Origin of the sequence: Algoriphagus aurantiacus (genome assembly GCF_035156405.1) — a bacterium.
In the GTDB taxonomy this organism is placed as follows: Bacteria; Bacteroidota; Bacteroidia; order Cytophagales; family Cyclobacteriaceae; genus Algoriphagus; species Algoriphagus aurantiacus.
In genome coordinates this window covers 143,718-157,313 of the sequence record NZ_JAXRUT010000009.1, presented here as the reverse complement: position 1 = coordinate 157,313, position 13,596 = coordinate 143,718, and the positions used below count along the sequence as shown (strand labels likewise).

Here is a 13,596-nt window from a genome sequence, read left to right as displayed (position 1 = left end):
TTGTCTGACTTATTGGTAGAAAAGCGATGCTAATTTCTCGACATCGAATGCTGCGCCATGTTGTGAATTTGATAAAAATGCGACGACCAAATCATCATCTGGATAAATAAGAATAAACGAACTGCTGCTGAATGAATCCCCAGCGTGATGCCAGAATCTATGTCCATTTTTATCTTTCCCCAAATACCAACCAAGTCCATAACCAATTACTTCTCCGCTATTGGTTACTTGATCGGTGAAGAGTAGTTTCTTTGTTTTCTGATCAATTAGGGCACCATTCAAGATTTCATTCCCGAATTTCACTAGATCTTCCGCTGTGGACAAAATACCTGCTCCTGCGTATTTGTAGCTCCAGTCTCCCAGATCATTTTCTTTACCGTCTAGATCATAGAATTTACTTCGATTAGGATCTTTTTTAGTGATATCGTCAATTGACGTATGCGCTAGCCCAATTGGTTTCCACAGGTTTTTTTGCATATACTCCGAGTAACTTTCTCCGCTAACCTTTTCAATGATCGCCCCGAGAATACTGAATCCAAAAGTGGAGTAATGAAACCTTGAACTAGGTTCAAAAAGCAAGGTGTCATTTTGAATTTGAGGTAGAAATTCTTGAGCTGTTCTATAATGATCTTCACGAATAAAGTCGCTCAGATCATGCTCATTATAATCACGAATTCCCGCCAAATGTCCAGCAAGTTGTCTGGAATTGAAGTCCCATTTCTTTACAGGATAGTTTGGAAGATAGGTTTGAATTGCAGCATCAAGATCCAGGATTCCTAGGTTTGCCATTATTGCCAAGGCAGCCCCTGTCATAGTTTTCGAGACACTATTTAACCTAAAGCGGGTAGAGTCGTTAACGGGTATTTGAGATTCTAAATCTGAGTAACCTACGTTTTTTCTCCATACAATGGAATCAGCTTTTGAAACCATTGCTTGGACTCCAGATGCATCTGTTTCATTCATAAAATCCTCCAAAAGTTGGCTGGCTTGAAGGATTGCGGGGTTTTCAATTGCATCATTTGCAGGAATAGAGATGACCGAATGATTACTGAGCGTTACAGTCGCTGCCAAAATCCCACTTATTTTCTTCCATTCTCCAAGACTCGTTTCTCTAGAATAGGAGATATGATCTTTTTGAATAGATTCCTTTGAGGCAATAGCTATGAAAGTACCTGGGAGATCTATTCCACCACCTCTTAGCATTTGTCTTACTTGTTTTTCTCCTTCAAATTCTACCGTATCTACGACTAATTTTTTGGGGTTTTCACGGATGAATTCAGCATAGGAATCAGCAATGTTTTTTCGATCCTTTGCATCAAGAATCTGTTCGAAGGTGATGAAAAAAGGCCCTGATACTTGGAGGTTAAGATCACTAAGGTCAAAATCAAGCCAGCCATTTCGCATGTCAGACGTTTTTACGAGGCTCTTAGAAATCAGGTCTTTTCCAGGAGTTCCAGTTGCTGGATCCACTTCATTTATGCGTACTCTAAACTTGAAGGTCTTCAGGTTATTTCGAAGTATTCGAATCCTTGTTTTGCTTATGTAAAGAGGGAATTGTAGCTCTTCGTAAGAATTTTTTCCTTTGTTTTCAATCAAAAGTGAAATTGCCCTTCCAGCATAAACTGAATCTGGCTCCATGACTCCACCCTGGTATTTGGAATTGCCAAGTTCATATGTTCTATTTTCTATCTTTTTTGCTGTGACAGTGATTGCATTCAACTCCTCAAATCGTTCTTCTAGAGAAACAATTTTATTTTCTGTTTGGATTAACTGAGTAATGGGAAGTCCTTTCTTTTCAAATCCTAAGGCAGAAATAGTCAAGGTGTCTGATTCAAATTCCTTTGGGATAAGAATCGTGAAGCTTCCATCCAGATCTGATAAAGTGCCGATCGCGGAGTTTAAAATTCCAATGTTTGCATAACCTATCGCTTGCGATGACTGAGCATTTCGAACCTCTCCCTTTACTACAATTTGTGCTAGACTTGGAGTAGTGGAAAGAAGGGCGACAACTATCAATCTCAATTTCAAAAGCATAGGTTTCAGGTTCAATGTCAATTGTTGATTTACTACTGAAATTGAAAAATAGGCGAATGGGGCGAAAATGCAGTTTTTGGAGCGGCCGCTTAAGTTTATTTAAGGAATCAAATGCTTCCTCATCATTTCAAAGCTTGAAATGGGTTCTGTTGAACCAATCATTTCTCCAATAATCTGATAAATGTCAGCAGGTTTTTTCCCTTCTTTTCTCAGGAATTGAATAGATATGGCTCCATCAGATTTAGATAGTTTTTTGTTTTTCGGACCTTTCAAAAGGGGATGATGATGGAATGTGGCTTCCTGAAAGGAGTTGATTCCTAATCCATTTGCTAAAATTTGTTGATCCAAAGTTGATCCCAGTAAATCATTTCCCCTTACGATCAGATTTACACCGTAATGCGTATCATCTATCAGAGAGGTGAGTTGATAAGCGGGAAGCTTGTCTTTTTTTCTGACGATAAAAAAGGCTGAGTCTTCCGGAAGTGTATAGGATTTCTCGCCCTCTGAGTAGGTGTTGATTTTGATAAAATCGGTGTCAAAAGTATCCATACGCCAGCATGTTTCATTTCTTTCCAGCGGAATATTTCTGACTTGGCAATGCCCTAAATAATAGCCAGAAGAGTCTAATTGTTGGATTTTCTTGCGGGTGCAATCACAGGCAAAGACTAAGTTTTTGCTCCTAATTTGCTCTAATGCCTGTAAATAACTGTTCATTCTATGGATCTGAGACCATTCTTGTTCGAATTCCTGAACTGTTTTAGGTCCTTGGTCATAACTGATCTCCATAAAGTCCAGCGTATCAAAAATATCCTGCACATATTCAGTTCTGTATCTGTCACGGTCCAAGTCGTCGATTCTTAATAAAATCTTGGCTCCAGTCTTTTCGGCTAGAGCTTTTGTAACTAAGAAAGAGTAGAGATTTCCCAGGTGTATAAAACCACTGGGAGTAGGCGCAAATCGAGTAAGCTTAAAATCCATTGGGTGAAATTAAATAGATTCGATTGATTAAAAGTAATGAACCGTCTAACCATACACGTTAGAAATATATATTTCGGGTCTTAAGCTTCTTTAACTTGCTGACATTTAATCGCTGCGAAAAGCCTGCTTATTTTTGGACTTTATGAAACTTCGGGTTCTAATCATATTATATTTTGCCTTCCTCCCAGCGTTGCTGGCTCAGAGATCCTATTCGGGGAATGTCCTTGATGCCACGGATAAAACCTATTTGGAGGGAGTTAATGTAGAGATTATAGGCTCAGAAAGCTCAGATATCACTAATACACGTGGATACTTTTCGGTAAAAGGAATGATAGGAGATACCTTGAGAATTTCTTTCCCTGGATTTATAGAGCAGAAAATAGTACTTGGTGAAGAAACATTCCTCATGCTTCAGATTCAGGATAGGGCTAGATTACTTCCGACTTTTGAGGTGAAATCGGAACCATATGCCTTTCGGTTCAAAGATGGGAAATTAACTCTGATAGATCCGGACGAGGAGAAAACTCCCTCGAATAAAGGCGGAATAAGTGCTGGCTATTTGGATTCACCCAATGGGGGAGTGGCGATAGCGGGAGTATTGTCATCTCTGACCAAAAGGGCAAAGCAAGAGCGGGAATATCAAAAAAAACAAGAATGGATGCGAAGGCGAGCTGGCTATTATGCTGTTATTGAATCAGATTCTGTTCGTCAGAATTTGATGGTGAAATATCAGCTGCAGCGATCAGATTGGGACAGAATGATCATTCGATTCAATGAGGGAAATGCCTATCATGAATTTCTGGATTGGAGCAAGGAACGTGTTTATGCTACTCTGAGTGAGTTTATTGATAGAGAAAGGCGCTGGTCAAATTAGACTTTTCTCTTGAAAGACCAAGTCACATAGAAACGTGCAACTTCTTCACCCTGCGGATTTTTCCCGCTGGAAATCATTGTCAGTTTGCCAGTGTCATGTGGATTTAATGACTCAAGGAGACTGACTAACTCTAATCCTTGTCCGCAGGTAAATGTTATTTTTTGATTGGCTTTCTTGAAATATTCAGCTCTGAAATCCACAACCAGCATGGAATATTTTCCCAGACCGCTTATTCCTAACTGACATAATGCGCCAGTGCTTAGTTCTGCTGCTCCAGCCAGTGCGGCAAAATAGATAGACTTGAATGGATTCTGTGTTCTCCAGCTGTACGGAATAGTTACCACACATTTTTCAGCATCAAGCTCTTTGATTCGAAACTTCCAAAAAACTGCTGAGGGGAGTTTGATCAACATGCCAAACCAAAAATAGAGTGGGTTGCTCATTTTTTTTTGATAAGCCAAAGCAGCTGGTTTTAAAGCACTTTGGGTTTCTTTCGTGTTCATATTTTTTCTAATTGAACTCTTAAAATAGTGAAAATTGCTTTCTGGTATTTAATTTGAAACTACGATGAAAAAAACAACCAACATGAAAAAGATAGCAATTTTGTTTAGTGCAGGACTAATTCTTTATTCTTGTGCTACAGTTCCACTGACTGGCAGAAGTCAACTTGCCTTGGTATCGGATGAGGAAATTCAGCCCTTGGTAAATGAGCAATATGATGCCGTTCTAAAGGAAGATAAAGTAGTTACAAATACGGCTGACGGGCAAAAAGTACTCAAAGTGGGAAATCGGATGGCGAAGGCAGTAGAGAGTTATTTGACCTCTCAAGGGTATGGAGAATTGGCTAATTCCTTTGATTGGGAATTTAATTTATTGCAAAGTGATCAAGTGAATGCATGGTGCATGCCAGGTGGGAAAGTAGCTTTTTACACCGGAATAATGCCCTTGACCCAGACTGAAACAGGGATCGCAGTGGTGATGGGACATGAGATAGCTCACGCAGTTGCCTCACATTCTAGAGAAAGAATGTCAAATGGTATGCTTACAAACATTGGTGTTGGTGTTTTTTCTACCGCTATGGGACAAAACCCAACTTTGACCCAGCAGATTTTGCTTCAGTCAGTTGGTATTGGAAGTGAATTGGGAATGCTTAGTTTCTCTCGAAAACATGAATTGGAAGCAGATGAAATGGGATTGACCTTTATGGCTATCGCAGGTTATGATCCGCGTGAAGCCCCGATCTTCTGGCAGAGAATGCTTGACAAAGAAAATGGAGCAGCGCCACCAGAGTTTCTTTCAACCCACCCTGCTTCTAAGACCAGAATAGACAAATTGAATAAACTAATGCCTGAGGCTTTGACTTTTTATACGAAGTAGATGAACAATGTTGACTAGCTAAAAAAGCGGACGATTTTGATAGTCCGCTTTTTTTTTAACTTATTGTCGAAGTTTTAATGCTACTGATAACGAGATTGATAAATTAAGATAGCTATGAAAAAATTACTACTTTTTGCCTGTATGATGACTTTCGGATTGGCTGGATGCGAAGAGGAATCACCTAGAATAGATTATTCATTGGACCAGATCCTTTTTGCTTGTAAAAATGATAATAGAGCTGATTTTCTTTGGTTGGATGAATTCGTCGAAAATGCAGAGGCTCAACCTGGGGGATATTACGGGGTACAATTAATGAAGTTCAATTCCTCTTTATATATTATGCTAGAAGATGGTTTGAGTGCCAGTCCTCCAAAAATATATGATTGCAATGGAGCTCTTGCGTTGGGAGATTTGGGATTGACTTTCAATGAGTTTATAGATCAGTCAATAAAACTGAAAACGATCTATGCTAAATACTAACAAAAAATCCGGAGTCTCCTCCGGGTTTTTTGTTACTGGTTAAATCCTCTCAGCTTGATCTGAGTAAGTTTCCGTTTAGTATCCAGAGGAAAATCACCACGCATCATCCAGTCGTAGAATCCAGGCTCATCTTTGAGCACTTGAGTGACAGGAGTTCCTTTCTGCTTTCCGAAGTTAAATACCTCTACACCTTCATTATTGAACACAAACCTTCCGGCTAGATCAACCATTTTTTCATTGAGCATATCATGAAGCTTTTTCATATCATTTTCGAAGACTCCCATTTTATTCCCTTGAAGATCTTCCATTTCCTCGCCCAGATAGCGCTCTACCTGTGCTTTGAACACATCTAGCGTAGCAAAAGTATCCGCCTCAGCACTATGTGCATTTTCAAGATTTTTTCCGCAATAGAATTTATAAGCTGCGGTAAGGTTCCGCTTTTCCATCATGAAGAAGATCTTCTGAGCATCCAGTAAGTTTCTCTTGTCTAAATCAAACTCAATTCCTGCCCGCAAGAACTCCTCTACCAATAAGGGGATGTCATATTTCAAAACGTTGAATCCAGCCAAATCCGACTGGCCAATGAACTGAAAAATATCCCTGGCTAATTCCTTAAATGTCTTCTCATCTTTGACATCCTTGTCGTAAATGCCATGGATGAGGGATGATTCCAAAGGAATGGGAATAGTAGGATTGATTTTTTTGGTATAGATTTCCTGTCCGCCATCTGGCTTCACTTTTACGATGGAAATCTCCACAATTCGGTCTGTTGAAATATTGATGCCAGTAGCTTCTAGATCAAAAAATGCAAGGGAATTCTTTAAGTTTAATTTCATGATAATTTAAATTTAGCTTTAATCGGCTCAAGGTCCATTTTGTCATAGGATCCCGAACTCATCAAAAGTAGATTGGAATTTGTATAGTCTTGAGCCAAAAGGAATTCCTTCAGGCTTTTGCTCTCGGTAAATAATTTTAAATCAGGTCTTTGAAAGCCTTTTCTCAACGTATCTTCATCCATTAGCTCTAACTTTTTTAGGGCTACAGCATGAGGATCAAGGTACACAATCGCTAGGTCGGCAGCTTCCATTGACTTAGCATAATTTGGTAAAAACTCCTTATTCAGAGAGGAATAAGTATGCAATTCCTGTACCGCTATAAGTTTTCTGTTTGGGAATTGAGTTTTGACAGCGGATACAGTCGCCTTTAATTTGGATGGAGCATGGGCAAAGTCTCTAAAAAGGCTGGAATTTTCAGTTTGCACCAAAAGCTCTTGACGTTTTGCTGCGCCTTTGAAAGTCTGTATGCTTTCATAAAACTGTTCTTTTGTCAGACCTAGTGACAAGCAAATATCCATAGCGCCCTGAAGATTTTGCAGATTATGCTCTCCGAATATGTAAATAGGAATTAAACCATTTTCGGTCTCAAGGAATGTTTTACCATCCTTGATAATTGCTGGATGAGCTTTGTAAGCGGTCTTTTTTGCTTTGATATTACTTTTCTCAGCTGCTTCTTTTACCAGAGGATCTGCTTCGCAATAGATCAATTCACCAGAGTTTGGCGTCAAATTCATCAATTTGCTAAACTGCTCTTTGTATTCATCAAAATCAGGAAATACATTGTAATGATCCCAGGCTATTCCGCTGACCAAGGCAATGTCATGCTTGTAATGGAAAAACTTTGGGGTTCTATCCAGAGGAGACGTCAGGTACTCATCTCCTTCGATGATAATCACTGGGGCATCGGACAGTTTTACCATAAGGTCAAAACCCTCGATCTGCGCACCTACCAAGTAATCAAAGTCTACATTCTGGTCTTTGAGCACATGCAGGATCACAGAAGTAATAGAGGTCTTGCCATGAGAGCCAGCTACAATCACCCGCTTTTTATTCTGACTTTGATTGAATATGAATTCAGGGAAAGAATAAACCGGAATTCCCAATTCCTGCGCTTTGACAAGTTCTGGGTTATCTATTCTGGCGTGCATTCCCAGGATAATACCATCTAAATCTGAAGTAATCTTGTCAGGAAACCATCCATATTCAGGAGGCAAAATCCCCGCTTTTTCTAATCTCGTTCGTGAAGGTTCGTAAATTTCATCGTCAGAACCGGTAACCTGATAGTTTTTTTCTACAAGTGCAAGGGCTAGATTATGCATCACAGCTCCACCGACGGCTATAAAGTGATATTTATTCATTAGGGAAAATAATGAGTGGGAATTTCACATCAAACTTAAAAATAATTATTGGCTGCTAGGGAGCCTAGCAATTCTAATTCAAAACATTTTCCCTGAGTGGTGAAATTTGCCTTTCACTTTCAAAGCCATTTATGCGATTCTTAATACTGAATATACATAGTTCTAAAAGCTTATGTTAATTTTTTTGATCACGGTTAATAGCTTTTTTTATGTTGAAAATATTTCAAGTTGTTTTTCTTTAGAGGCTTGGTTATTGAGGGGCTCTAATTGTTGATAACTCTGGCAGAAGTTGTTTAAAACTCTTGCCTTTTTCCCAATACATTTGTTCTATGTCCGAGAAAAGTAGCAATCCCCGTATCACCCGAAATAAGCCAACTCACCAAAATTCCAATATGCTCGGTAAAGTACCACCACAAGCCATTGATCTTGAGGAGGCTGTACTTGGTGCTTTGATGCTGGAGAGGGATGCACTGACGAATGTGATCGATATTTTGAAGGTAGAGAGTTTCTACAAAGACTCCCATCAGGTTATTTTTCAGGCAATTCTTGATCTATTTACCGAAAGTCAGCCAATTGATTTGCTTACCGTAACAGCACAGCTTCGAAAAAGTGGAGCTTTGGAGATTGCCGGTGGTGCTTTCTATGTAACTGAACTTACTTCTAAAGTCGCTTCTGCTGCGAATATTGAATATCATGCAAGGATCATCACTGAGCAATCCATTAAGCGTGAGATGATCAAAATTGCTTCTGATATCCAAAAGGATGCTTACGAGGAAACCACTGATGTATTCGAGTTATTGGATAAAATGGAGCAGAATCTTTTTGAGATATCGGAAAAGAATATCAGAAAAAATTACTCCGACATGAAGTCCATCATGCGAGAGGCGATCATTGAATTGGAAGCTAGAAAAGGCCAAAAGGATGGATTGACAGGAGTTCCTTCCGGTTTGACTGCGTTGGATCGGGTTACCTCAGGTTGGCAAAAATCAGATTTGGTAATTATAGCTGCACGACCTGCAATGGGAAAAACAGCTTTCGTACTTTCTGTATTGAGAAATGCGGCTGTGGATCATAATCGACCAGTGGCTATCTTTTCTTTGGAGATGTCTTCCATTCAGCTGGTGAATCGTTTGATTTCTTCAGAAGCTGAGCTTGATTCTGAGAAAATCAAAAAGGGAACGCTGGCAGAGCACGAATGGGCTCAGTTAGTTCATAAGACTGCCAAGCTTTCCAAAGCACCGCTTTTCGTAGATGATACTCCTGCACTTTCTATTTTGGAGCTTCGCGCAAAATGTAGAAAGTTAAAAGCTCAGCATGATATCCAAATGATTGTAATTGATTATTTGCAGCTGATGTCTGGGGACTCCAAAAGTGGAGGCGGAGGAAACCGGGAGCAGGAGATTGCGAGTATTTCTAGGGCTTTGAAGAAAATCGCAAAGGAACTTGAGGTTCCTGTAATTGCACTTTCTCAGCTTTCCAGAGCGGTGGAGACTAGAGGTGGAGATAAGCGACCACAGCTTTCGGATTTGAGGGAATCGGGAGCCATCGAGCAAGATGCTGATATGGTTATGTTCCTGTACCGTCCTGAGTATTACGGAATCACCGAAGACGAGGATGGTAATTCTACCCAAGGAGTGGGAGAAGTGATAATTGCCAAGCACAGAAATGGTTCATTGGATAATGTGAAGTTACGCTTCATCGGTAGATACACTAAGTTTCAGGATTTGGATGGCTTTGGAAATATGCAAGATCCTCAGGGCGGAAATGCTGTATACAGACCGACTTTCGCGGCTCAGTCAAGTGGAGTTTCTGAATTTGATTCTGGTAATACGATCAAACTGCAAAGTAAAGCCAACAGCGACGATGGAGAGGATCTATTGAATAGAAATAATTCAGAGGACGCTTTTTAAATTTTATGAGAGCAATCACGTTAAATAGCAAACAAGAATCCAAACTGCTTCTAACTGACGTTCAATCGCGGACTTTGCTTCCAGGCGAAGTTAGAGTTCTGATTAAAGCTGCTGCTTTAAATCACCGTGATGAATGGTGCAGACAAGGTCTCTATCCAAATATTAAAGATGGGGTAGTTCTAGGTTCTGATGGAGTTGGAATAGTCACAGAGATAGGAGAGGGAGTGGAATATGATTTGTTGCAAAAGGAGGTAATAATCAATCCTGCACTGAACTGGGGTGATAATCAAAAGGTGCAAAGTACTTCATTTGAGATCTTAGGAATGCCTCGAAATGGTACACTAGCTGAGTCAGTGATTGTACCTGTGGATAGACTTCACGATAAGCCCCTTCATATGACTTGGGAGGAAGCAGCGGCTCTTCCACTTGCTGGTTTGACGGCATATCGAGCAATCGCCTACCAGGGTGATATACAGCGAGGGGAGAATCTTTTGGTCACTGGATTTGGTGGAGGAGTAGCGCAATTTGCAGTTCAATTTGGATTAGCTCTTGGAGCTAAGGTATCCACAAGTAGCAGTAGCCCTGACAAATTGGAAAAAGCTAAAACATTGGGTGTCACAAGTACTTTTAATTATCTGGATCACAATTGGATATCGCAAGCCAATGCAGATACAAATGGATTTGATTTGATCATAGATGGTGCTGTAGGTGATACAATGAATCATCTGATTCAAGTAGCAAAACCCGGCGGGAAAATAGTATTCTATGGAGCAACTTTAGGAAATCCCAGCAAATTAGAAGCAAGGAAAATCTTTTGGAATCAATTGAAAATAATGGGTACTACCATGGGTTCTGACCTTGACTTTAAGGAAATGGTTTCTTTAGTCTCTGAGAATAAAATCCATCCGGTTATAGATCAGGTTTTCAAATTTGAAGAAGCCGAAAAGGCTTTTGATAGAATGCGTGACGGGAAGCAGACTGGCAAGATTGTGTTGGTACCTTAGATCTCCATGTAGGTTTCGCCAAATTCCTTTTTTGCTATTCGATAGATTTCATCTTTTTCCGGAGGAACAACCAACATATCGCCAGGTTTTACTATCATAGTGTCCTTCCAAGGTGCCTGAAATTCCATTACGCTTGTAGTACCGAAAGCTTCTAAGTGATCTTTACTTACAATGACTCCAGAGATTTCACCTTTTGGTTGATAGCTTCCCCAGCCTTGTTCGAGAGATTGAACCAGCGAATATTTTTTCTTAAAAGTCTCTGCTTTTACCAGGTAATATTCATTGCTACTGGTCTGATTTTCGACTAGCCAATCACCTGATTCTGCTGTATTTTTCGTCTCATCTCCATCGGACGTCTTTGTCACTACCACTAGTCCTGGCTGAGCTTTTTTTGCGCGAACCATGCTTTTCTTTTTATAGCGTTTACCACTTTTTTCGAGAATTGGGAGAAAATGGGCAAGCATTTCTTTTTGGGTGATCATGGAAGAAATAGATTAGAGTAATTGGAGATTAGGATGATTAAGATAAGAAATACATGTTATCAAGTAGTTTAGAACTTCAGGATTTTTAGACTTATTTATTGACTGCCAATTTTCTTAGTCCAGATCATTTTCAAAGAGAAAATTCTGGTAGGCGTTCTGTAATTCTTGCAAGGCTTTGATATTGTTTTGCTCACGAGCTAGCGAGATGCCGTTTTCAAAAATCACTTTAGACTGGAGGATTTCACCCATTTCTGCATAATGATGAGCTGCGGGAAAGTAAGTGGCAAGATATGTTGGATATTCACCCAACAATTTCGCAAAGAGACTATATGCTTCTTCTTGATCCGATCCCCGGAATTCTATTGCCAAAGCATACCAATTGAAGGGATTTTCTGGTTCTTCCTCGGTAAATTGTCTTAGTAGCTGTATCCTGTCCAGATTGCTCATCAATAGTTTTTTTAATTAAGTGCTTACTGTTATTTTCACGAAAATAAATCTAAACTAATCTAATTCTAAACCAATGAAGATTCTTGTTTGTATCACCCACGTACCCGATACTACCTCCAAGATTCAGTTTACAGCCGACAATACCAAGTTTGATTCTACGGGAGTTCAATACATTATTGGCCCATACGATGATTATGCCTTGGCCCGAGCTGTAGAACTTAGAGATCAGGCGAGTGGAAAGTTAACTGTTTTGAATGTAGGAGAAGCTGATTCAGAGCCGACTTTAAGAAAAGCTTTAGCAATAGGTGCTGATGAGGCCATTAGAGTGAATTCTGCACCTAAGGATTCTTATTTTGTAGCTCAGCAAATTGCACACTACGCAAAGGAAGGCGCATATGATTTGATTTTGATGGGCAGAGAATCCATTGATTTCAATGGTGGAATGGTTCATGGCATGGTTGGGGAATTATTGGGAATCCCTTCATTTTCGCCAGTAATGAAATTGGACGTTGATGGAACTACAGTGAAAATGGCTAGAGAAATCGAAGGAGGTAAGGAGATGCTGGAAGCAAGTCTTCCACTCATTGCCGGCTGCCAGGAGCCTATCGCAGAATGGAAAATTCCTAATATGAGGGGAATTATGTCTGCAAGAACGAAACCATTGAATGTGGTGGAACCAATTTCTCAGGTAACTCAGGCTGAAGCTAGCAAATATGAGCTGCCACCTGCTAAAGGAGCTGTAAAACTGGTGGATAAAGATAATGTGGCTGAGCTGGTGAAGCTTCTGAAAAATGAAGCGAAGGTTCTTTAATCCATTCTCAATAACTTATTATAAATTAGCGTATTATGTCAATTTTAGTATATATAGAACAAGCTGAAGGAAAAGTGAAGAAGACCAGCTTAGAGGCAGTGTCTTTTGCAAATGCCTTAGCCGGACAGACTGGTGAGGGAGATGTAGTTGCAGTAGCTCTTGGTACAATAAGTAATGACGAGTTGGCTGCAATAGGGAAATCCGGTGCAGCAAAGGTTCTCCACGGTGCGGATAGCAAACTAGATGCGGGAGTAATACAAGCACATGCTTCGGCAGTTGCTCAGGCATTCAAATTAATAGGAGCCAAGACATTGGTGTTGGCCAAATCATCTTTAGGAGATGCAGTTGCAGCCAGACTTGCGATCAAATTAGAAGCAGGCTTAGTCTCCAATGTAGTAGAATTGCCCAAGACTGATACTGGCTACGTGGTCAAAAGGAGCATTTATACTGGGAAGGCTTTTGCAGCTACGACCCTTACTACTGAGAATAAAATTCTTGCTGTTAAAAAGAATGCAATTGATCTGAAGCAGGATGGAGCAGATGCTTTGGTGGAAAGCTTCGATGTTTCTCTTAATGAGGCAGATTTTGCTTCCAAAATTACTTCAACCGAACGAGCGACCGGTGATGTATTACTTCCTGAAGCTGATATTGTAGTATCAGGCGGTAGAGGCTTGAAAGGACCAGAAAACTGGGGCATGGTAGAGGAAATGGCTAAAATCTTAGGTGCAGCCACAGCATGTTCTAAACCAGTTTCTGACCTCGAATGGAGACCTCATCATGAACACGTAGGACAAACAGGTATAAAAGTCGCTCCAACTTTGTACATAGCGATAGGAATTTCAGGAGCTATTCAACATCTTGCAGGGGTCAATTCTTCAAAGTGTATCGTGGTCATCAATAAGGATCCTGATGCACCTTTTTTCAAAGCAGCAGATTACGGAATCGTAGGCGATGCTTTTGAAATTGTACCCAAATTAAACGAAGCATTTAAAGCTGAATTATAAA

Annotated in this window: 14 protein-coding genes; 7 read left to right on the top strand and 7 right to left on the bottom strand. The window is 40.1% G+C overall.

Annotated elements, in window-relative coordinates:
- Positions 1-9 precede the first annotated feature (9 nt).
- Together SYJ56_RS11330 and SYJ56_RS11325 are read right to left on the bottom strand one after the other, a co-directional pair.
- Positions 10-2,034: a serine hydrolase gene (locus tag SYJ56_RS11330; protein ID WP_323834210.1), complete on the bottom strand. Its 2,025-nt coding sequence runs from the start codon at positions 2,032-2,034 to the stop codon at positions 10-12.
- Between the two features lie 99 nt (positions 2,035-2,133).
- Complete coding sequence (locus tag SYJ56_RS11325; RefSeq protein WP_323834209.1) at positions 2,134-3,012, bottom strand: glutamate--tRNA ligase family protein; 879 nt, start codon at positions 3,010-3,012, stop codon at positions 2,134-2,136.
- A 142-nt stretch (positions 3,013-3,154) separates the two neighbouring features.
- Here SYJ56_RS11325 and SYJ56_RS11320 point away from each other — a divergent pair, with 142 nt between their 5' ends.
- A complete protein-coding gene (locus SYJ56_RS11320; protein ID WP_323834208.1) occupies positions 3,155-3,886 on the top strand; it encodes a carboxypeptidase-like regulatory domain-containing protein in 732 nt (243 codons plus the stop codon).
- Here the strand turns inward: SYJ56_RS11320 and SYJ56_RS11315 are convergent.
- Positions 3,883-4,389 (bottom strand): DUF4442 domain-containing protein, encoded by a 507-nt coding sequence (locus SYJ56_RS11315; RefSeq protein ID WP_323834207.1) that lies wholly within the window; start codon positions 4,387-4,389, stop codon positions 3,883-3,885. The genes SYJ56_RS11320 and SYJ56_RS11315 overlap by 4 nt on opposite strands.
- Positions 4,390-4,471: 82 nt before the next feature.
- Here SYJ56_RS11315 and SYJ56_RS11310 point away from each other — a divergent pair, with 82 nt between their 5' ends.
- Positions 4,472-5,263, top strand: coding sequence for a M48 family metallopeptidase (locus SYJ56_RS11310; protein WP_323834206.1), 792 nt, complete (start codon positions 4,472-4,474; stop codon positions 5,261-5,263).
- A gap of 114 nt (positions 5,264-5,377) precedes the next feature.
- Complete coding sequence (locus SYJ56_RS11305) at positions 5,378-5,743, top strand: hypothetical protein (RefSeq protein ID WP_323834205.1); 366 nt, start codon at positions 5,378-5,380, stop codon at positions 5,741-5,743.
- A 32-nt stretch (positions 5,744-5,775) separates the two neighbouring features.
- Here SYJ56_RS11305 and SYJ56_RS11300 read toward each other — a convergent pair whose 3' ends face one another.
- Positions 5,776-6,579: a 3'-5' exonuclease gene (locus SYJ56_RS11300; RefSeq protein ID WP_323834204.1), complete on the bottom strand. Its 804-nt coding sequence runs from the start codon at positions 6,577-6,579 to the stop codon at positions 5,776-5,778.
- Positions 6,576-7,937: a UDP-N-acetylmuramate--L-alanine ligase gene (locus SYJ56_RS11295; protein ID WP_323834203.1), complete on the bottom strand. Its 1,362-nt coding sequence runs from the start codon at positions 7,935-7,937 to the stop codon at positions 6,576-6,578. The genes SYJ56_RS11300 and SYJ56_RS11295 overlap by 4 nt, the downstream gene beginning before the upstream one ends.
- Positions 7,938-8,266: 329 nt before the next feature.
- Here SYJ56_RS11295 and dnaB point away from each other — a divergent pair, with 329 nt between their 5' ends.
- Positions 8,267-9,847 (top strand): replicative DNA helicase, encoded by a 1,581-nt coding sequence (gene dnaB, locus SYJ56_RS11290; protein WP_323834202.1) that lies wholly within the window; start codon positions 8,267-8,269, stop codon positions 9,845-9,847.
- A gap of 5 nt (positions 9,848-9,852) precedes the next feature.
- Positions 9,853-10,851 (top strand): quinone oxidoreductase family protein, encoded by a 999-nt coding sequence (locus SYJ56_RS11285; protein ID WP_323834201.1) that lies wholly within the window; start codon positions 9,853-9,855, stop codon positions 10,849-10,851.
- On the opposite strand, the gene SYJ56_RS11280 is transcribed toward SYJ56_RS11285, so the two are convergent.
- Together SYJ56_RS11280 and SYJ56_RS11275 are read right to left on the bottom strand one after the other, a co-directional pair.
- The gene (locus SYJ56_RS11280) at positions 10,848-11,333 is read right to left on the bottom strand and encodes a hypothetical protein (protein ID WP_323834200.1); all 486 of its coding nucleotides are present in this window, start codon (positions 11,331-11,333) and stop codon (positions 10,848-10,850) included. The genes SYJ56_RS11285 and SYJ56_RS11280 overlap by 4 nt on opposite strands.
- A gap of 114 nt (positions 11,334-11,447) precedes the next feature.
- Entirely contained in the window at positions 11,448-11,780 is a 333-nt protein-coding gene (locus SYJ56_RS11275) for a tetratricopeptide repeat protein (RefSeq protein ID WP_323834199.1), read from the bottom strand.
- Between the two features lie 73 nt (positions 11,781-11,853).
- On the opposite strand from SYJ56_RS11275, the gene SYJ56_RS11270 reads away from it, so the two are divergent.
- The gene (locus SYJ56_RS11270; protein WP_323834198.1) at positions 11,854-12,591 is read left to right on the top strand and encodes an electron transfer flavoprotein subunit beta/FixA family protein; all 738 of its coding nucleotides are present in this window, start codon (positions 11,854-11,856) and stop codon (positions 12,589-12,591) included.
- A 35-nt stretch (positions 12,592-12,626) separates the two neighbouring features.
- The gene (locus SYJ56_RS11265) at positions 12,627-13,595 is read left to right on the top strand and encodes an electron transfer flavoprotein subunit alpha/FixB family protein (RefSeq protein WP_323834197.1); all 969 of its coding nucleotides are present in this window, start codon (positions 12,627-12,629) and stop codon (positions 13,593-13,595) included.
- Position 13,596: the final 1 nt, after the last annotated feature.

Excerpts from the sequence above, each read along its gene's own strand:
- SYJ56_RS11315 (WP_323834207.1), bottom strand. The coding sequence starts at position 4,389 with ATGAACACGAAAGAAACCCAAAGTGCTTTAAAACCAGCTGCTTTGGCT.
- SYJ56_RS11275 (WP_323834199.1), bottom strand. The coding sequence starts at position 11,780 with ATGAGCAATCTGGACAGGATACAGCTACTAAGACAATTTACCGAGGAA.
- SYJ56_RS11305 (WP_323834205.1), top strand. The coding sequence starts at position 5,378 with ATGAAAAAATTACTACTTTTTGCCTGTATGATGACTTTCGGATTGGCT.
- SYJ56_RS11270 (WP_323834198.1), top strand. The coding sequence starts at position 11,854 with ATGAAGATTCTTGTTTGTATCACCCACGTACCCGATACTACCTCCAAG.
- SYJ56_RS11325 (WP_323834209.1), bottom strand. The coding sequence starts at position 3,012 with ATGGATTTTAAGCTTACTCGATTTGCGCCTACTCCCAGTGGTTTTATA.
- dnaB (WP_323834202.1), top strand. The coding sequence starts at position 8,267 with ATGTCCGAGAAAAGTAGCAATCCCCGTATCACCCGAAATAAGCCAACT.
- SYJ56_RS11310 (WP_323834206.1), top strand. The coding sequence starts at position 4,472 with ATGAAAAAGATAGCAATTTTGTTTAGTGCAGGACTAATTCTTTATTCT.
- SYJ56_RS11300 (WP_323834204.1), bottom strand. The coding sequence starts at position 6,579 with ATGAAATTAAACTTAAAGAATTCCCTTGCATTTTTTGATCTAGAAGCT.
- SYJ56_RS11330 (WP_323834210.1), bottom strand. The coding sequence starts at position 2,034 with ATGCTTTTGAAATTGAGATTGATAGTTGTCGCCCTTCTTTCCACTACT.
- SYJ56_RS11285 (WP_323834201.1), top strand. The coding sequence starts at position 9,853 with ATGAGAGCAATCACGTTAAATAGCAAACAAGAATCCAAACTGCTTCTA.
- SYJ56_RS11265 (WP_323834197.1), top strand. The coding sequence starts at position 12,627 with ATGTCAATTTTAGTATATATAGAACAAGCTGAAGGAAAAGTGAAGAAG.
- SYJ56_RS11280 (WP_323834200.1), bottom strand. The coding sequence starts at position 11,333 with ATGATCACCCAAAAAGAAATGCTTGCCCATTTTCTCCCAATTCTCGAA.
- SYJ56_RS11320 (WP_323834208.1), top strand. The coding sequence starts at position 3,155 with ATGAAACTTCGGGTTCTAATCATATTATATTTTGCCTTCCTCCCAGCG.
- SYJ56_RS11295 (WP_323834203.1), bottom strand. The coding sequence starts at position 7,937 with ATGAATAAATATCACTTTATAGCCGTCGGTGGAGCTGTGATGCATAAT.